The following is an 18,191-nucleotide window of genomic DNA, read 5'->3' as shown; positions in this document are numbered from 1 at the left end:
ACGAATCTAACGAATCGTGGTATCGCTATTTGGTTAGATAGTGGGGAAATGAGAGGTTTATGCTGTGATTAGCGTTATGAGGATTCGTTAGAATTTCAAACCGATCGATTTTGAGTAAATAGCGTGATGTTAGTCATGACGCATATCGTTTTCAGCACAAAACAGGGGATGTTTCCAAAGCCAAAAATGGCTAAGGAGACATCCTCATTTTTTTTGTTTTATATCCTCCCTAAATCTCTGCAAAAAATGTCGAAGTTTCTGTCTGAATTTCAGTATAATAGAGGTACTAGAACCGACTTGAGGGAGATCGTATGTTATTCTCTGAACCTATCCTATTAAAGACAAAAATTAGGCTTCCTGTTGTAAAAGAAAATTTGGTCCATCGTGAGAGACTGCTTGGGTCGCTGGAGCACGGCATGAAGGGACGTTTGATTACGATTTGCGCTCCCGCAGGTTCCGGCAAATCAACGTTAATTGCACAGTGGGCACATCTTGCAAGTATACGAACCGCGTGGGTATCGCTTGACGAAAGAGATAACGATACCGTCCGATTCTGGCGTTATGTTGTGAATGCCTACATCGAATCGGGGCCGCCATCCTTGGTTGAATCGCTTTCCGTTGTTGCTGCTCTAGTGGCAGGAACAACCCTGAACGCGGTTATTGACACTTTATTAAATGAGCTTACAGCTGTGCAAGAGCCGATTACTCTTGTGCTGGATGACTATCATCATCTTCAGCTTGAAGATATACATAGCAGCTTAACTTACTTTATCGAGTACTTGCCGGCTCATCATCGGATTATTATTGCAAGTCGTGGAGAAATCTCTTTCGACGCAGCCAAATGGCTGGCAAGAGGAGAGCGGACTGATATCGGCATGCAGCAGCTGCAATTTACGCAAGAAGAGACACATCAATTCTGTAAAGCAGCGGGAATTGTACTTGAGCAAAGGCATGCAAATAAGCTGTTTGAAAAGACAGAAGGATGGATAGTTGGCCTTCAACTGGCCTCGATCTCGCTTCAAGCACAGCAGGATATAGACCGCATAATCGTAGGCTTTGATGGCAGCAATGATAAAGTCTCCTCGTATTTGTTCCAGGAAGTGCTCGATAAGCTGCCGTCAGAGCTAACGGACTTTTTGCTGCAAACCTGTGTATTTGATCGAATGGATGCAGAAGTTTGCGACCAAGCCTTTAGCCGTTCTGACAGCAGGGACATGCTGGAGAAGCTGCGTGCTTTGAATTTATTCGTGATTCGGCTTGATGACCGTAATGGTTGGGTACGATATCATTCGTTGTTTGCCGAATTTCTGAGGAACCGTCTGCGTTCACGAAGCCGCAAGCTATGGCTGGACTATCATCATGCGGCAAGCCAGGCTTTTGCTGAACGAGGTATGCTGGATAAAGCGATTGACCATGCCATTACAAGTGAAAGATACAACGAAGCAGCAGAGAGGCTGGAGGCGTATATTCCGGATGCACTTAAGCAAGGAGAACTTACTTCTTTGCTTGAACGTATTCAATTAGTTGCCGCTCATGTTCCTTTAACAGCGAGATTATTGATGTATCAGGCTTTTGCGTTTATGTTGATGGGGCAAATGCATTTTTCCGCAGAAACCGTTGAGAAGCTGGAACTAAAATATGAGCAATCGGAGCTCGCTGAAGAGCTTGAGCCGCTCAAAGGTGGAATGCTGTTCCTTCAATCGAACCTGCTCTTTTATACCGGCCGTTATGAGCAGTGGGATTCGTTTGTTGGATATCGTCTTCATGGTGTGCTGCCGGAGGATCCCATCTTCTACAATTTTAACTACAATATGATTGAGCCTCTTGTGAGACGAACCGCTTTTGGTTTAAAAGGAGTCCTATCTGCAGACACGGAGAGAATTGGGCAGCGTTTTGTATCCGTACTGGAACGGCATGGCTGGGGTCATTCCCTAATCAATCTGTACGTTGTACAGGCGTTATGCGAAGGTTATTACGAATGGAACAGACTAAGTGATAGTTTACAATTAGTTAGGAAAATAGAACAGTCCGATCGTGCTAGACAAACAGCAGGATTGTTTGTGCCAAACCGGATTACGCTTGCGCGCATTCATGCTGCTTCAGGACATTTTCTACAGGCTCATGAAGCGATCGACGAGGCCGTACAGTTGGCTGAGCAACTAGGAGAATACCATTGGCTCTATCCACTTCGGGCGAATCGTGCTCATCTCTATCTGAAAGAAGATAATTTGGCTGAAGCAAAAGCAGAGATTTCACAGCTGCGTCTATCCGACAGGATCCAACCGGCATCAAACCGTTGGTCTGAATATACGGTATATGCACGGATTCTGACCGCTCAAGGCAAAATGGGGGAAGCCATGCGGCAGCTTGACTGGATCAAGGCAGCTACTGAGCAGGAGCATTGTTTTCTCGTTCTGGCGGAGATCAGCATCGTGCAAGCACTGGCAGAATTTCAACGAGGCAATCGTGGAGCAGCAATTCAGCAATTACATGAAGCGCTGGTTATTGGCGAGTCAAACGGCTATATTCGAAGCTTTGTTGATGAAGGGCCGCTGATGAAAAAACTGCTGCTATCCTATGTGGACCAGCGTCATCGCGATTCCGGACACGACACCTTGCAATACGTTACGCTTGATTATTTGGCCAAGCTGCTAGACTGCTTCCCTGAACAAGAGATATCTGCTCCTCAAGCAATGACCCCTTTGGTTGAGTCGTTGACCGAGCAGGAGAGTTATATTTTACAATTGCTTGCACAAGGTGCTCCTAATCGGCAAATTGCCGCTAAGCTGGCTTTGACCGAGGGTACCGTTAAAGTGTATTTATCCCGGGTCTACGCGAAGCTTGGGGTTTCATCAAGGACTCAAGCATTAGCTGCGGCGCGTCAACTAAATTGGATGGATTAAGTGAGTGGAGGATAGGTGATGAACAACGAGACTGGAACGTTTGGATTTCGCTTCACAACACCTGACCAATTAGCACTTTGCAATTTGTTTGCGCTCGGCAGGGATATTATAAAAGATCCACTATACCGTTGGGACGGATTAACCCGGACAGATGGTCCGCTGCTATTGTTCCAATATACATTGGATGGAGAAGGAATCTTTGAGACGGACAAAGAGATTTATCGCATTAAGGCGGGACAAGCCTTTATGACCGAAATTCCGGGTAATCACCGTTATTATTTTCCGAAAGGCGGGTCTCATTGGGCCTTCGTGTATGTGCTTATTCGACCGTCCTTAATTCTGCCAAACTGGGAGGAAGCGAAGAAGCATCTCGGGGAGACACCTACTTTACCGCCTTCGAGCAGACCGATCCGCTTACTGCAAAGAATGTGGGAGGAAGCGCAGGCAGGGCGGATTAAGGAGCCTTATTCGGCATCCTCTTATGTTTATCAATTCATCTCTGAGCTTTGCCGGTTTGCGCTCACATCAGAGGATGACCGTAACGAATGGCCGCAGAAGGTGAATGAAGCGGTAGAATATATGGACACTCACTACGAAAATATGATTAGTCTCGATCAATTAGCTGATAAGCTGGACCTGTCCAAATATCATCTGCTGCGAGTATTTTCGAAGACCGTTGGCATGTCGCCTAACCATTATTTGAATCAGGTTCGGATTAAGGCAGCTATGCGTTTACTGCGTGAGACGGAGTGGAGTATAGAGCGGATTGCTGAACAGGTTGGTTATTCCGGCGGGAGTTATTTTATAAAATGGTTTCGGAAGATCACAGGTGAGACTCCAGGAAATTTCCGTATTGGCGTCAATTATAATCATGTCTACTTAGATTAGAAAATTAAGCTTAAAAAACCGCAATATATTACTATGATTGATGCTAGATTACTGTAGAAACCACATTCTTCTTGGACGTAATATAGAAGTATAAGAGCAATTCATTTCTATTACGTATACAGGAGGATTTCATCTATATGAAGCATCATACTTTTGCACAGACACCACCGATGGGTTGGAATAGTTGGGATTGTTACGGAGCAACCGTAAGGGAAGAGGAAGTTCGCGGCAATGCTGACTATATGGCGGACAATCTTAAAGCCTACGGATGGGAATATGTCGTTGTTGATATTCAATGGTATGAGCCTGGAGCAGTATCGGATTTGTACCGTCCTTTCGTTAGACTGGAAATGGATAATTACTCACGGCTTATTCCAGCTGTAAATCGTTTTCCGTCTTCGGAAGGTGGTCAAGGCTTTAAGCCCCTATCGGATTATGTGCATAGCCTTGGATTAAAGTTTGGCATTCATATTATGCGAGGTATTCCACGTCAGGCCGTACATGATAATACACCAATCAAAGGGACCAATGTGACGGCTCGCGACATCGCTCATACCTGCTCCTTCTGCGGCTGGAATACGGACATGTATGGTGTAGATGCATCCAAGGAAGGCGCACAAGAGTATTATAATTCGCTCTTCGAGATGTACGCGGAGTGGGGTGTTGACTATATTAAAGTGGATGACATTGCCGATTCCTGGCTGCATGGCGGGGCGCATCTTGGAGAAATCGAACTGATTCGTAAAGCAATTGATCATGTCGGACGTCCTATGGTCCTCAGCCTCTCTCCAGGTCCAGCTCCAGTGAAGCATGCTGATTTCTTAGAAGACAATGCGAATTTATGGCGGATGACTGATGATTTCTGGGATCGTTGGCCGCTTCTTCTAGATATGTTCGATCGCTGCAAAACGTGGGAGGGCCGTCCCAAGCCAGGCAATTGGCCGGACTGCGATATGCTCCCGCTTGGACGAATTGGTGTTCGATGCTCGCATCCTGACCGGATGACGAACTTTACGCGTGATGAGCAGCTGACCATGATGACTCTCTGGTCGATATTCCGTTCTCCTCTTATGATGGGCGGGGAGATGCGTGATAATGATGAATGGACGTTATCGTTGTTAACGAATAAAGATGTTCTGCATCTGCATCGCAACAGCTTTGGGGCACATCAAGTAATGCGGGCTGGAGATCATGTTGTTTGGGCGGCTGAAGGTAGTGATGGGGAACGATATGCGGCTTTGTTCAATACAGGTGAAGAAACGGCGGAAGTTTCTGTGGCCTTCAGTGACTTAGGTCTTAATGAAGCAGCGAGTGTTAAAAATTTGTGGAGTGGTGAAAATATCGGAATTGTATCCGATACTTTATCGGCTAACATTCCAGCACATGGAGCGGCATTGTATAGACTTACAAGAGATTAAATAAAACGGCGGGTTCCTTCAGGAACCCGCCGTTTCCTATTATTCCAGATGTGCTTTGTTTACTTCCTTTATACCCGTATCGATAAACGAATCAACCTGCTCCCCATTGCTTGCTTGGAGCAAGGTTTCCAGAATCATTTTGCCCCAATCCGCTTCGTTCTGCGATATAACAGCAGCAAGTTGGCCATTGATTAAAGCGTCATTACCGGTTGTAGTGACTCCCATCGATATGGCGAGCCGATTTAACCCTTTGGCTTTCCATATAAGCGTTGAAGCTGATGCTGAAATATAATCTAGTCCCACCATCGCATCAAATTGAGGATGAGCGTCAATCATGCTCTCAATATCATTCATCGCTTGATCTTCACTGCCTTTGTTATGATGGACCTCTAGAACATCAATAGAAGACTCACGATTCAGATAATCTAGGAAGCCTTGTAGACGTTGTTTCATCCCCAGCATTTCCTCCATGCCATTCTCTACGATAATCATCCCTTTGTTGCCAAGCAGGTGACTGATGGTCATCGCACTTTGCCTGCCTGTCAGAAAGTTATCCGCCCCAATATAAGCAGTTCGATTACTGTCTGGAGCATCCGATTCAAAGGTAACAACGGGTATTCCTGCAGCCAATGCTTTATTAATAACCGGAGTTAAGGCTTCTGAATCTACAGGCGAGATCGCGATCCCATCGATCTCCTGTTTGATCATGGATTCCATAATGCGGATCTGTTGTTCCGTATTTGCTTCATCCGGCGCATTTACGATAAGTGCTACATTATTGTTATCTGCTGTCTCGCTTGCTGTAAGGGTAATCATTTCATAAGTCGGATAGGTCATGGGATAAATAATGCCAAAGGTTTTTGTTTTGGAATGGCTGGCATTAGGAGGAGAAGGTGAGTTCTCAGCTTGAGATTGCAGGCGATCATCACTCCCGCTGCTGAAACAACCACTTAATACAGCGATCATGATAGCAGCGAGGCTAATCATCGTCAGCTTGCGGTTACGAATCATGCCGTTTCATCCTTTTCTAATTCCTGCAGCCTGCCTTTGCGATCATCGGCTCCTTGATTCCGGTATTCTTTTGGGGTCATGCCCGTCATTTTCTTGAACAGATTGGAGAAATAATGTGGATCATTGTAGCCGACTTCGAATGCAATCTCAAATGATTTGCTGCGAGTTGTCTTGAGCAGCTCCATTGCTTTGCCAATTCTAATCTGTGTCAAATATTCGGTAAGCGTCTGTCCCGTTTCCTGGCTGAACACTTTACTTAGATGGCTAGGGCTGATCCGGACATGATTGGCTATGACCTTCAAGGATAACTGTTCATTGTTATATTGACTCATGACGTACTCTTTAACCTGATTGATGACATCCCCATATTTATCGGATGATTCTGCCCGCCATTGCCACAGCTCCTGATACAGATTACAAAGATATTCGCAGCAATCTTCCCAAGCAGCAATTTTCTTAATCTCCTGCTGCAGACAGCCTATGCTGCCACTAGGATCTACTCCTGTTCGGAATGACTGCTTGGCAACACGATACGCTTCTAAGGTAAGATCATTTAACAGGTAGAAGCCGTAAGGGGAGGCCTTCCAATTCAATTGCTTTAATTCCACCGCAAATTCACGGACGAATGAATCTCTTTGGGCAGGAACACCAATCTTCAGGAACTCAAGAAATAGATGGCGGTCGAGTACAATATCGACGGATACATGGAACTCACTTAATGTTGCTTTGTTGAGCTCCGTTAATCGGTTAATATATTTATCCTCCTCAGCTTCGAGATAGGAGAAATGAATACCTTGAATACGTTCCTGCAAGCTGCCGATACCGGTGTAAATCTCAACACCAAATTGGTGTTCGAGCTCTGTACGGATCTTTCCGCTGACAGCTTTTAGTTCGCTCGCAATGTCATCTGCCGTATTGCCCTTTAAGATACAGACGAGTTCCGTTCGGCTGCGGAAGAAGGATAAGCATTCTACCAGCGGTGCCAACTGTCGTTCAAGTTCATTTCGCAAGCTTGTAATCGTCATGGAATCTGCCGAATCTTTACACCTAATATCCAGAATCGCCACTGCATAGAAGCGGGAAGACAATGAAACGTTCAGCGCCTTGGCAGATTCAATGGCCTCCGAGGTGCCAATTAATCCTCCGCATAAGTCGGCTAATAATCGTTCCTTTGTTATAGATTGACTCTTTTGCCGCTTCTGCTCCTCGTCAATTTTGGCGCTCACCTTCTGAAGGATCTGAATAAGCTCTGATGCGCTGATTGGTTTCAGGCAGTAGTCCTCAACGCCAAGCCGAATCGCATCCTGTGCGTAACGAAATTCATCATGACCGCTCATTATGATTACTTTCATATTAGGCATCTGTTTACGAACAATTGCGGTTAATTCCAGTCCGTCCATAAAAGGCATCTTGATATCGGTAATGAGAATATCCGGTTGATATTCCTCAATCAGAGGGAGGGCAACTTCTCCATCAGATGCGTCACCGCAGTAAATGAATCCCTCCTTCGTCCAGTCCACACAATTCCGGATATTTTCCCGGATCAAAATCTCATCATCAACGATCATCACTTTTTTCATCGTTATGACCATCCTTATTTTTTTGGAATGCGAATCGATATTTTACTGCCTTCTTTATGAATACTTTCCATTTCAATGCCGTAAGGCAGGCCGAAATATAAGCGTATACGATGATGGACATTTAGCAGACCAAATCCGCCTTCATCGTCGTCCTGCTTGGGAGTAAGAGAATCAATCGGCATCTCCAGTTCCTCCTGCAGCTGTGCGAGCCTCTCTGGAGTCATCCCGATCCCATTGTCTTCAATGGTCAGAATAATATCCCGATCCTGGGCGTAACCAACAATCCGAATCAAGCCTTGGCCGCGTTTGTTTTTGATGCCGTGGTAGATCGCATTTTCAATCAACGGCTGAAGGGTCATTTTCATAATCGGATACACTTGCAGCTCAGGATCAACGTCCATCTCATATTGCAAAATATCATGATATCTCATTTGCTGAATGACCAAATAATTATGTGCATGCTCGAGTTCCGTCTTAATCGATACCCAATCACGGCCTTTGTTCAAACTAAGTCGGAAGAACCGAGATAACGCCTTAACCAGCTTGATAACGCTTTCTTTTTTCTCCGCTTCAGCCATCCAAATAATCGAATCTAAGGTGTTGTACAAAAAATGAGGGTTAATTTGAGCTTGGAGGGTTCGAAGCTCTGCCATCTGCTTTTGTTCCTGTTCACGCCTGTTTTTGTCGATTAAGCTCTTAATCTCTTCGATCATAATATTGAAGCTGTTGCCAAGATCAGCAATCTCATCGGTCCCTGTTGGTGTAACCTTCGCATCGAGGTAGCCATTAGCAGCTTTCCGCATCTTGTTCATTAGAATCTGAATCGGCAGGGTAAGGCGGTTGGTCAGGAAGAAGTAAAGCGTCAGAGCAAAGATTGCACTAAGCACTACACTTACGATAATAAGCTGGCGGATCCCATTGGCTTCCGCAATAATCTCCTGAAACGGAACAACGCCAACAATTTTCCAACCTGTAATCTCAGAAGTGCTGTAAACGATAAATTGAGGCTTTGATTTGGTTGACAGAACAAAGCTGTCATTCTGCGCGGTCATGGGCTCCTCTGCAATTTGTTCCAGGATAGTACGAGAAGCACTGGAAGATTGGGGTTGGAAGACTGTTTCGCCATAATGATCATTAATATAAAAGAAGCCTGTTTTGCCGATAACGGTATTCGCTAGAAAATCATCAATCATGGCTTCATTCAGATCAATGATGATAAAACCAATAACTTCATGAGTGATACGCTGCTTAACCGCGGCAATAATGGATAGAGCATTCTGGCCTGGATAAGTAAAGCCGTCCAATCGATTAAGGTCGGAGTAAGCAGATTCCGGAATTCTTAATATGGCATCAGGATATTGGGTTAAATATTGAAAGTACGGATTCCGAAGCGGGTTACGGTCAAGCTGAAATACACCTTTCCGTTCACTGATGCCTTTGCCATAGAAGTTCACCATCGATATATTGAGGACCTTGTCATACTTGTAGGTTTCACGGTAGAACTTGAAGGTTTGAAGGATTGATTTGGCATCCTCATACGTCTCAGATTGGGAGTACAGAAACTGGAGCACCTGCGGGTTTTTCCCCATTTCCAATATTCTCTCGGTATCCCCAAATAAATTGTCCATATTGCGGGCTAGTTGGTCAGCAACCAACTGGGTTGATGCTTTACTATGATCGGATACGGTGTTGTAGGATTTCTGATAGGAGATAAGTCCAACCACAAGTAAGGGGACTGCGGTAAGAATAATAAACATGCTCAGCAATTTGGCCCTAAGGCTTGAAGTGATCCACTTGATGAGCTTCATGAGTTGTTCCTCTCCATATAGATAATGAGATTGTTCCCCCACATAACAATTTATAAATTTTTTTCATTATAGCATGTTTCTGTACGAATTTAAGAGATTCACGGAATAGTACACCTTTCGCGAAAAAAATTACACTTTACTCTCTTGATGTCCAAGCACATGCCAAAAATTCTAAACCAAACTCGAAACGGACTCCATATTAGGTGAGTGAAGAGACGGTCTATACTAAAAGCACGCCAAACATGGTGAACGAAAGGGAGGATTAACCAGATGAAAGTAAAGAAAAGATGGGGACTTGCAATCACACTCGCTGTAATGGTATCTATTGTAACCGCTTGCGGTGGGAACAATGGCGGTAACAATGCAAACAACACGGCCAATGCAACGAATAAGCCGGCTGAGACAACAGCGGTGAAAGAAGAGACCAGCGGCGATACGACAGGTACCAAGAAAATTACACTTGGATTCTCTCAAGTTGGTGCAGAGAGCGGCTGGCGTACGGCTAACACAATCTCGATTCAAGATTCGGCCAAAGAAGTTGGCTTCGATCTGAAATTCTCCGATGCTCAGCAGAAGCAAGAGAATCAAATTAAAGCGATTCGTTCCTTTATTCAGCAAAAAGTGGATGCCATCGCATTCTCGCCGGTTGTTGAATCGGGCTGGGATACGGTATTGAAAGAAGCAAAGGATGCGGGAATTCCGGTTATCCTGACGGACCGTGCAGTTGATTCAGCGGATACTTCGCTGTACAAAACGTTTATCGGTTCTGACTTTATTGAAGAAGGCAAGAAAGCCGGCCAATGGCTGGCTGATCAATATAAAGATACACAAGAAGACGTGAATATCGTTGAGCTTCAAGGTACTACGGGTTCTGCTCCGGCGAATGACCGTAAAGCAGGCTTCCAGGAAATCATCGCTTCGAATCCGAAGCTGAAAGTCATTGCTTCCCAAACAGGCGACTTCACGCGTGCAAAAGGGAAAGAAGTTATGCAGGCGTTCCTGAAAGCACATAAAGACATCGATGTGCTCTATGCTCACAACGATGATATGGCTCTTGGTGCTATTCAAGCGATTGAAGCTGCTGGTCTTGTTCCAGGCAAAGACATCATTATTATCTCGGTTGATGCAGTGAAAGACGGTATGCAAGCTGCTGCTGACGGCAAAATCAACTTTATCGTAGAATGTAACCCGCTGCTTGGACCACAGCTGATGGAAGCGGTTCAAGCGGTGGTAGATGGTAAAGAGATTGATGCTCGTATTGTTACGAAAGAATCAACTTTCACATCAGAGCAGGCGAAAGAAGCTTTGCCATCACGTCAGTACTAATTGAGTAAAGAAAGAAGCCACCTATCGGCCAGTTTCGTCGCTGGGTGGCTTTTTCTTCTGGAGAAGGAGAGGAATCCATGCTTGTACCAATATTAGAAATGACAGGAATCACGAAGCGATTCCCAGGAGTTAAGGCGTTATCTAACGTTGATTTCCGGTTGTTTCCGGGAGAAGTTCATGCCTTGATGGGCGAAAATGGAGCGGGCAAATCAACTCTGATTAAAGTGTTGACCGGTGTTTACTCCATTGATGAAGGCTCGGTTATGATCGAGGATCAGTCAGTTTCCATCTCCGGTCCACTTGAGGCACAGAAGGCTGGGATTAGTACGGTTTATCAGGAAGTGAATCTATGTCCCAATTTGACCGTGGCGGAAAATATTTTCATTGGAAGAGAGCCTTTGAAATTCGGCAAAATTCAATGGAAGAAGATGAATAAAGATGCGGACCAGCTGCTAAGAGAGCGATTAAATCTGTCGATTGATGTGACGTTGCCGCTTCATGCTTATTCGGTTGCGATCCAACAGCTAATTGCAATTGCGCGTGCATTAAGTATCTCTGCGAAAGTACTTATTCTGGACGAACCAACCTCCAGTCTAGATCAGAACGAAGTTCAGCAGCTTTTTAGCATTATGCGGAAGTTGAAGAGTGAAGGTCTCGCCATCTTGTTCGTTACCCATTTCCTTGATCAAGTCTATGAGATGTCGGATCGAATTACGGTGCTTCGTAATGGGGAATTGGAAGGGGAATATCTGGCTGCCGAACTTCCGAAGATCGAGCTGGTGCTGAAGATGATAGGCAAGGAGCTTAAGCTGCTGGAAGAACTGCCAAAGCTGTCTGAAGAATCTAAATCGAGCGTTGGTAACACGATGATTACCGCCTCTGAGCTCGGACGAAAAGGCGCAATTAAGCCATTTAATCTGGAGATTCGCAAAGGTGAAGTGGTAGGACTAGCGGGTCTTCTAGGATCCGGACGAACAGAGATCGCAAGATTGCTCTTTGGTGTTGATCGGCCTGATGAAGGTAAGCTGGTTGTTGCCGAATCTGGAAGCACGGTGAAGTCACCAAGACAAGCGATTGATCAAGGAATTGCCTTTTGCTCAGAGAACCGTAAGACAGAAGGTATCATTGATGACCTGACCGTACGCGAAAATATTATTCTAGCCCTTCAAGCGACACGAGGCTGGTCTAGACCCTTATCTCGCAAGAAGCAGGATGAGATTGCTGATCAATATATTAAAATGCTGAATATTAATCCGCCTAACCCTGAGCATTTAATCAAAAATTTAAGCGGAGGCAATCAGCAAAAGGTATTACTTGCTCGCTGGCTTTTAACAGAACCGGATTTGCTTATTCTTGATGAACCTACAAGAGGTATTGATATCGGGGCAAAGGCCGAAATTCAGAAGCTGGTCCTTTCCTTAGCGAAGCAAGGAATGTCTGTCTTGTTTATTTCATCGGAGATGGAAGAGGTTATTCGGGTGAGCGACCGTGTTGCCATCCTGCGTGACCGCACGAAAGTGAAAGAATTAGGCAGCGGCGAGATCAATCAACAGCAAATCATGCAAGCGATGGCAGGAGGATAACACTATGCGAGGCAAGCTGTACCAACATTATTTGTTCTGGCCGTTAGTTGTGCTGGGTACCTTACTACTATTTAATTTGATCTATTCCCCGGATTTCTTCTCGATTGTTGTTCGGCAGGGGAACTTGTATGGCAGTCTCATTGATATTCTTAATTTTGGAGCACCTCTTATCCTTGTTTCTATTGGGATGACCCTAGTAATTGCAACTGGCGGTATCGATTTATCCGTGGGATCCATTGTCGCTATCTCAGGTGCGATGGCGTGTCTATCCATTAGTAAAGGAACCGATCAAAACTCGCTCCTTCTTGTACTTGGTGCAGTTGGTGCGTCCATCGTTCTTTCAATCATACTTGGAGTATGGAATGGTGTACTCGTTACGGTTACCCGAATACAACCGATTATCGCAACTCTTATTCTCATGGTTGCCGGACGAGGTATCGCACAATTGATTACTAGCGGACAGATTATTACGGTGTCCAATTCTAATTATGAATATATCGGCGCAGGATCGCTTGCAGCCTTGCCGTTTTCTATTTTTATCGTTGCAGCTGTTCTGCTTATCGCATCCCTCTTGACGCGGCGAACTGCTCTTGGATTATTTATCGAATCGGTAGGCAGCAATTCTAATGCAAGCCGTCTGGCAGGTCTTCGTTCCAAGACAGTAATCTTAACCGTGTACATCTTTTGTGGACTATGTGCGGGGATTGCGGGATTAATTCTAAGCTCGAATGTATCCAGTGCAGATGGCAATAACGCCGGTCTATGGTATGAGCTTGATGCGATTTTGGCTGTTGTTATCGGCGGCACTTCGCTTAATGGCGGTCGATTCTATTTGATGGGAACGGTAGTTGGAGCGCTAATCATTCAAACTCTAACGACGACCATCTATATGATTGGAGTTCCACCCGAAATTACGCTTGTTGTAAAAGCCTTTGTTGTCCTAGCCGTTTGTCTGATTCAATCCGAATCATTCCGCAAGACGCTAATGACTCGCTGGAAGAAACGAAATTACCCTGCTGAACAGGAGGTTACCCGCCATGCTTAATCGAAAATTCGTTCCCATTCTAGTGACATTTGGCTTGCTTGCAGCTATGTTCGCTGCAGGTTCCTTCCGTTACACTGGATTTTTCTCCGCGCAGGTGCTGTATAATCTGCTGATCGATAATTCCTTTCTTATTATTACAGCAGTAGGGATGACCTTTGTTATTATTTCCGGCGGCATTGACTTGTCGGTAGGCTCCGTTATTGCACTGACTACGATGTTAAGTGCAAGCTTGGTCGAGCAGCAAGGCTGGTCGCCTGGTGTTGTTATACCGCTGGTGCTCATTATTGGAGCATTGTTTGGTACTGTAATGGGGGCCATCATTCATTATTTCAAGATTCAGCCGTTTATTGTTACTCTAGCTGGAATGTTCCTAGCACGCGGTATTTGTTATATCATCAGCATCAATACAATTACGGTGACAAATTCCTTCTTTACGAAAGTCGCTCAGACGAAGATCTCGCTTCCTGGCGGCAGTTTTATCTCCATTAATGTCATTATCGCGCTTGCAGTTGTTCTAGCAGCAATCTTCTTAGCACATTATACGAGATTTGGACGTAACGTCTATGCGATCGGTGGAAGCGAACAATCGGCTTTGCTTATGGGCTTGCCGGTTGCTAGAACTAAAATTCTAGTGTACACGTTCAGCGGCTTCTGTTCGGCACTTGCTGGAGTAGTCTTCACCTTCTATATGCTGTCCGGTTATGGCCTGCATGCTATGGGACTTGAGTTGGATACAATCGCTGCCGTTGTTATTGGTGGAACACTCCTCACTGGTGGTGTCGGATACGTCGCAGGTACATTCATCGGTGTATTGATACAGGGGGTTATCCAAACTATAATTAGCTTTGAAGGAACACTAAGCTCTTGGTGGACCAAAATCGTAATTGGTTTATTATTGTTTGTATTTATACTCTTCCAGAGACTATTAAGTGATCGACGGGTAACGCTAAAATCGTGACAATTTAGTAGAAATAAAGGGGGCGGAGCATGAAGCAGCTTGTTTATCTGGTGCTAGGTGTATTCTTACTATTCATGCTGCAAGGCTGCACTTCCGGCGGCGAAGCTCCAGCCCCCGTACAATCCATAGACAGCGAGGAGCCTCCTGCCATCAGTGATTGGCTCAAAACATCCGCCTCTAAGGTGAAGCAGGAAAAGCCTATTACGCTGGGATTCTCTCAACTGGGAAGCGAGAGTGCATGGCGACTGGCCAATACTGCATCCGTCCAGGATGCAGCAGCTGAATCTGGCATTCATTTGGTTATAAAAAATGCAGATCAGTCTCAAACGAAACAATTCGAAGCGATCCGTTCTTTTATCCAGATGAAGGTTGATGTCATTGCAATCGCTCCGGTTGTTGAATCCGGCTGGGAAGACATTCTGAAGGAAATCAAACAAGCAGGTATTCCTGTAGTTATCCTTGACCGATCTGTTAATGTGAAGGATACCTCTCTATTCGTGACAACGATCGGTTCGAACTTGTATGAAGAGGGAGTAAAAGCCGGGAAATATTTGATCGACCGGATGCGTAACGAAACTGGCCTAATCCGGATTGCCGAGCTGCAGGGAACCAAAGGCTCAACTCCTTCTATACAGAGGGGAGAAGGGTTCCGCAGCATTATTGCGGCTAGAGAAGATATGGTCATTACGCAAAGTGTCCCTGCAGACTTTACGGAAGAAAAGGGCAGGGAGGTTATGCGCAGCTTCCTGAACGTTCCTCCAGATGAGCGGCCACAGGTGTTATTCGCCCATAATGATGATATGGCTCTTGGTGCAATTGAATCGATTGAGGAAGCAGGTCTTAAGCCGGGCATCGACATTGTTGTCATCTCCGTTGATGGTTCCAGGAAAGCACTTGAAGAGCTTGCATCTGGTAAACTAAACGCTGTTGTAGAGTGTAATCCTCTCTTAGGTCCTCAGCTTATGCAGGCTGCTAAGGAGATTATGGCTGGCCGGACTCTTCCGAAACGAATGGTTCCACCGGAAGATATCTTTACTCAGGAGAGAGCTGCGGAAGTCGTAAGTCAGCGTAAATTTTAATCTATAATAGTGAAGAAATCCGTGATACTAAGCGGATTTCTTCTTTTTTTATAGCGCTATTGTCGCATATAATAGATTGTAAACATATGGAATTTGAGGGAGATGTGTAAAGAATGCAGGAAGAACTGGTTAAGGCAAATAAAATCGCTTGGGAAACGAAAGCCTATCAAGCTTGGGTTCGGCATTATGGCACTCCTGAACAATTAGCAGAGACGTTAAAACAGACCGGCAGTCATCATTTACGTTATTGGCTAAAATATATCGGAGATCCAGCAGGGAAACGGATTCTTAATCTATTAGGCTCGCATGGGAGGAAAGCAATCTCACTAGCCATGCGTGGTGCAGAAGTTACCGTTGTTGATCTATCGGAAGAAAATCAGCGATATGCCCTTGATGTTGCAGCAGCAGTTGAGGTGAAACTGGATTATATTTGCTCCGATGTACTGAGCATTCCCGATGAAGATACGCTAGGCGAATATGATTTCGTACTGATGGAATTCGGGATATTGCATTATTTCATGGATCTTGGAGACATCTTTGAAGTTGTTCGCCGTCGGTTACGTCCTCATGGACGATTGCTGCTGACGGACTTCCATCCCTTCGCCAGAGCTTGGGCTAGTACATATAACTTGAATGAGCCAAGCGGGAATTATTTTGATGATTCTGTTAGAGAAGGTGACGTAGCGTTCGCGAAGCTATTGCCTGAGGAAGAACAGTCTGGACTCGGGAAGGTGCTTGGCCGTGGTTGGACGGTGGGGGACATTCTAAGCGCAATTGGTTCCGCGGGGCTAATGATACGAACCTTTGAAGAGATTCCAAGCCCATCGGATCCACGTTTTCCTGAGTTCTATACCTTAGTGGCGGATAAGCTGGATGTGACATTGGAGCCGCTTTTTCCAAATAAAAGTGAGGAGGAAAGAGTCTAATGTCTAGTGATCAGCAGGTTGTACAGGTTGAGATTGTTACGCTAAGTGAGAAGCATTTTATTGGAGTAGCTGTAACTAATGCTTTCAAGCGAGTAGACCCTGAAGCTATTCAGAAAACTTTTCAAGTATTTCTGTCCAGGCTAGATGAGATTGAGGGAATGGTTGATTCGAAGGCCTATGTCTGTCCTCATTTCGCCAATGACTATCTCTTTACCTATATTTATTGCATGGAAGTAACCAGCATCGGCGAAGTTCCGGAAAGAATGATCGGTTTTTCAATGCCAAGCCAGCGTTATGCGAAAGTGCGATCTGCTGATCAAAATCCATATGAGTTAATTAACTCATCACTGGAATCTATGAATCTTACTAACAATGCTAGATCACTAGCTCTCGAAGTGTACCGCTTTGGTGAAGAGCAGAATATGAACAACGCGGATATCTATATTCCTATCTTGTAAGTTGGTAGATTTCAAGAAGATTATTAGTTAGCGGATTTTCGAAAGTGTATGCAACATTTCTCCTACAAGAGCCGTAATCAATAATATAAGCAGCTCGGGACTATACATCAAAGGGGCGAGTAACATGCAATTATACTTTCGCGATAATTTTTGGAATGCCGGCTTAACGGAGATTCTGGATGAACAGGAAGGGAAAGTTGGACATCTTGATCTTAGAAGTTCATTTGGATCTGCAATTGATATTTATGGGCCAAATGACGAGCTGCTGTATAACGGGAAATTTCCTTTCTTTTCAGGCAAATGGGAAATTAATGGAGCCGATGGCGAGCAAATAGGTATACTGAGAAGCAGGCTTACGTTTTTCTCTAAGAAGTACACCTATGAGACGATTGGACGGGGCAGCTACGAGATTATTTCTCCTGCATTTTCGAAGGAATATGAGATTATAGATGATTCTGAAAACGTTGTCGCCCAGTTTAAACAGGTTAACGGGTGGTTATCGTCAGGCGCTTTTCTATTGGATAATCAATGTGAATTTCTCGACTCTTATGAGCTCGTAGCAGTCATTATTGGGATGCACGCCATACAGAAGGCTGCTAATAATGCGGGGAATTAGAACAAAAAAATGACGCTTGGACAATTTGTCCAGGCGTCATTCTTTTTTGATATGACTACCTTCTCTTTATTTATGGTACATTGAAGTAGAAAGAAGTGTTAGCGATTACATTTACGGAGTGATGTGGATTGCAGAGGATTTCAGAAGAGGAAGCCATTTCGAAAGGCATTGAACCGAGACATGACAGGATGGATAATGGCGAACGAAGGTATAGGCTGAATTGTTTGACAGACGGCAGCTCCTATTGTCGAACCGAAGCTTCTGATGTAGGCGGCTGGCAAAATAGTCATTATCATCAATCCTCCTCCGAGCTCTATGTCGTCCAAGCAGGTTGGATGGTTTATGCAGAAATACATAATGGCCAATTGAAAATAACCGTTTTAAAAGAAGGGGAGAGCGTAATGGTCACCCCCTACATTCATCACAACATTTATCTGTCTTCTAACTCGGTCATTCATACAATCAAATATGGCTCCCATATTGAACAGAATGATTGGTATTCTTCCCCGCAGTTGGATGAACAGACGAAGTTTCTTGATCCTCGCGGGCTTGTAAGTACTTAGCTATCCACCGTTTGTCATATTCTTAGTCC

15 protein-coding genes are annotated in these 18,191 nt (G+C 44.8%); 12 read left to right on the top strand and 3 right to left on the bottom strand.

Features of this window, described 5'->3' with window-relative positions; all coding sequences use genetic code 11:
• Positions 1–311 precede the first annotated feature (311 nt).
• The 3 genes from FHS17_RS23305 to FHS17_RS23295 all read left to right on the top strand — a co-directional run bounded on the left by FHS17_RS23305 (position 312) and on the right by FHS17_RS23295 (position 5,209).
• On the top strand, positions 312–2,903 hold the full coding sequence (locus FHS17_RS23305; protein WP_167280858.1) for a winged helix-turn-helix domain-containing protein: 2,592 nt from the start codon (positions 312–314) through the stop codon (positions 2,901–2,903).
• Between the two features lie 18 nt (positions 2,904–2,921).
• Positions 2,922–3,791 carry an AraC family transcriptional regulator gene (locus FHS17_RS23300; RefSeq protein WP_167280857.1) on the top strand — a complete coding sequence of 290 codons (870 nt, stop codon included), beginning with the start codon at positions 2,922–2,924 and terminating at the stop codon, positions 3,789–3,791.
• Positions 3,792–3,928: 137 nt separating this feature from the next.
• Complete coding sequence (locus tag FHS17_RS23295; RefSeq protein ID WP_167280856.1) at positions 3,929–5,209, top strand: glycoside hydrolase family 27 protein; 1,281 nt, start codon at positions 3,929–3,931, stop codon at positions 5,207–5,209.
• 39 nt (positions 5,210–5,248) lie between these two features.
• Here FHS17_RS23295 and FHS17_RS23290 read toward each other — a convergent pair whose 3' ends face one another.
• From FHS17_RS23290 to FHS17_RS23280, 3 genes are read right to left on the bottom strand one after another with little or no spacing between them, the layout of a single operon-like run.
• Positions 5,249–6,220, bottom strand: coding sequence for a sugar ABC transporter substrate-binding protein (locus tag FHS17_RS23290; RefSeq protein WP_167280855.1), 972 nt, complete (start codon positions 6,218–6,220; stop codon positions 5,249–5,251).
• Positions 6,217–7,800 (bottom strand): response regulator, encoded by a 1,584-nt coding sequence (locus FHS17_RS23285; protein WP_167280854.1) that lies wholly within the window; start codon positions 7,798–7,800, stop codon positions 6,217–6,219. The genes FHS17_RS23290 and FHS17_RS23285 overlap by 4 nt, the downstream gene beginning before the upstream one ends.
• Before the next feature lie 14 nt (positions 7,801–7,814).
• Positions 7,815–9,608 (bottom strand): sensor histidine kinase, encoded by a 1,794-nt coding sequence (locus FHS17_RS23280; protein ID WP_167280853.1) that lies wholly within the window; start codon positions 9,606–9,608, stop codon positions 7,815–7,817.
• A 270-nt stretch (positions 9,609–9,878) separates the two neighbouring features.
• Between FHS17_RS23280 and FHS17_RS23275 the strand changes: the two genes are divergently transcribed.
• The 9 genes from FHS17_RS23275 to FHS17_RS23235 all read left to right on the top strand — a co-directional run bounded on the left by FHS17_RS23275 (position 9,879) and on the right by FHS17_RS23235 (position 18,162).
• Positions 9,879–10,934 (top strand): ABC transporter substrate-binding protein, encoded by a 1,056-nt coding sequence (locus tag FHS17_RS23275; protein WP_167280852.1) that lies wholly within the window; start codon positions 9,879–9,881, stop codon positions 10,932–10,934.
• 77 nt (positions 10,935–11,011) lie between these two features.
• Positions 11,012–12,517 (top strand): sugar ABC transporter ATP-binding protein, encoded by a 1,506-nt coding sequence (locus FHS17_RS23270; RefSeq protein ID WP_167280851.1) that lies wholly within the window; start codon positions 11,012–11,014, stop codon positions 12,515–12,517.
• 4 nt (positions 12,518–12,521) lie between these two features.
• The gene (locus FHS17_RS23265; protein ID WP_167280850.1) at positions 12,522–13,562 is read left to right on the top strand and encodes an ABC transporter permease; all 1,041 of its coding nucleotides are present in this window, start codon (positions 12,522–12,524) and stop codon (positions 13,560–13,562) included.
• A complete protein-coding gene (gene yjfF / locus FHS17_RS23260) occupies positions 13,555–14,520 on the top strand; it encodes a galactofuranose ABC transporter, permease protein YjfF (protein ID WP_167280849.1) in 966 nt (321 codons plus the stop codon). The genes FHS17_RS23265 and yjfF overlap by 8 nt, the downstream gene beginning before the upstream one ends.
• 29 nt (positions 14,521–14,549) lie before the next feature.
• On the top strand, positions 14,550–15,599 hold the full coding sequence (locus FHS17_RS23255; protein ID WP_167280848.1) for an ABC transporter substrate-binding protein: 1,050 nt from the start codon (positions 14,550–14,552) through the stop codon (positions 15,597–15,599).
• A 113-nt stretch (positions 15,600–15,712) separates the two neighbouring features.
• Positions 15,713–16,525 (top strand): class I SAM-dependent methyltransferase, encoded by an 813-nt coding sequence (locus tag FHS17_RS23250; protein WP_167280847.1) that lies wholly within the window; start codon positions 15,713–15,715, stop codon positions 16,523–16,525.
• Positions 16,525–16,983: a GyrI-like domain-containing protein gene (locus FHS17_RS23245; protein WP_167280846.1), complete on the top strand. Its 459-nt coding sequence runs from the start codon at positions 16,525–16,527 to the stop codon at positions 16,981–16,983. The genes FHS17_RS23250 and FHS17_RS23245 overlap by 1 nt, the downstream gene beginning before the upstream one ends.
• 124 nt (positions 16,984–17,107) lie before the next feature.
• Positions 17,108–17,599, top strand: coding sequence for an LURP-one-related family protein (locus FHS17_RS23240; protein WP_167280845.1), 492 nt, complete (start codon positions 17,108–17,110; stop codon positions 17,597–17,599).
• A 128-nt stretch (positions 17,600–17,727) separates the two neighbouring features.
• Positions 17,728–18,162, top strand: coding sequence for a hypothetical protein (locus tag FHS17_RS23235; RefSeq protein WP_167280844.1), 435 nt, complete (start codon positions 17,728–17,730; stop codon positions 18,160–18,162).
• Positions 18,163–18,191 lie beyond the last annotated feature (29 nt).

It is taken from the genome of Paenibacillus lupini (genome assembly GCF_011761355.1).
In the GTDB taxonomy this organism is placed as follows: Bacteria; Bacillota; Bacilli; order Paenibacillales; family Paenibacillaceae; genus Pristimantibacillus; species Pristimantibacillus lupini.
Note: the sequence above shows the minus strand (reverse complement) of the source record. Positions and strands in the feature narration are given on the sequence as shown.

Excerpts from the sequence above, each read along its gene's own strand:
- FHS17_RS23305 (WP_167280858.1), top strand. The coding sequence starts at position 312 with ATGTTATTCTCTGAACCTATCCTATTAAAGACAAAAATTAGGCTTCCT.
- FHS17_RS23300 (WP_167280857.1), top strand. The coding sequence starts at position 2,922 with ATGAACAACGAGACTGGAACGTTTGGATTTCGCTTCACAACACCTGAC.
- FHS17_RS23295 (WP_167280856.1), top strand. The coding sequence starts at position 3,929 with ATGAAGCATCATACTTTTGCACAGACACCACCGATGGGTTGGAATAGT.
- FHS17_RS23290 (WP_167280855.1), bottom strand. The coding sequence starts at position 6,220 with ATGATTCGTAACCGCAAGCTGACGATGATTAGCCTCGCTGCTATCATG.
- FHS17_RS23285 (WP_167280854.1), bottom strand. The coding sequence starts at position 7,800 with ATGAAAAAAGTGATGATCGTTGATGATGAGATTTTGATCCGGGAAAAT.
- FHS17_RS23280 (WP_167280853.1), bottom strand. The coding sequence starts at position 9,608 with ATGAAGCTCATCAAGTGGATCACTTCAAGCCTTAGGGCCAAATTGCTG.
- FHS17_RS23275 (WP_167280852.1), top strand. The coding sequence starts at position 9,879 with ATGAAAGTAAAGAAAAGATGGGGACTTGCAATCACACTCGCTGTAATG.
- FHS17_RS23270 (WP_167280851.1), top strand. The coding sequence starts at position 11,012 with ATGCTTGTACCAATATTAGAAATGACAGGAATCACGAAGCGATTCCCA.
- FHS17_RS23265 (WP_167280850.1), top strand. The coding sequence starts at position 12,522 with ATGCGAGGCAAGCTGTACCAACATTATTTGTTCTGGCCGTTAGTTGTG.
- yjfF (WP_167280849.1), top strand. The coding sequence starts at position 13,555 with ATGCTTAATCGAAAATTCGTTCCCATTCTAGTGACATTTGGCTTGCTT.
- FHS17_RS23255 (WP_167280848.1), top strand. The coding sequence starts at position 14,550 with ATGAAGCAGCTTGTTTATCTGGTGCTAGGTGTATTCTTACTATTCATG.
- FHS17_RS23250 (WP_167280847.1), top strand. The coding sequence starts at position 15,713 with ATGCAGGAAGAACTGGTTAAGGCAAATAAAATCGCTTGGGAAACGAAA.
- FHS17_RS23245 (WP_167280846.1), top strand. The coding sequence starts at position 16,525 with ATGTCTAGTGATCAGCAGGTTGTACAGGTTGAGATTGTTACGCTAAGT.
- FHS17_RS23240 (WP_167280845.1), top strand. The coding sequence starts at position 17,108 with ATGCAATTATACTTTCGCGATAATTTTTGGAATGCCGGCTTAACGGAG.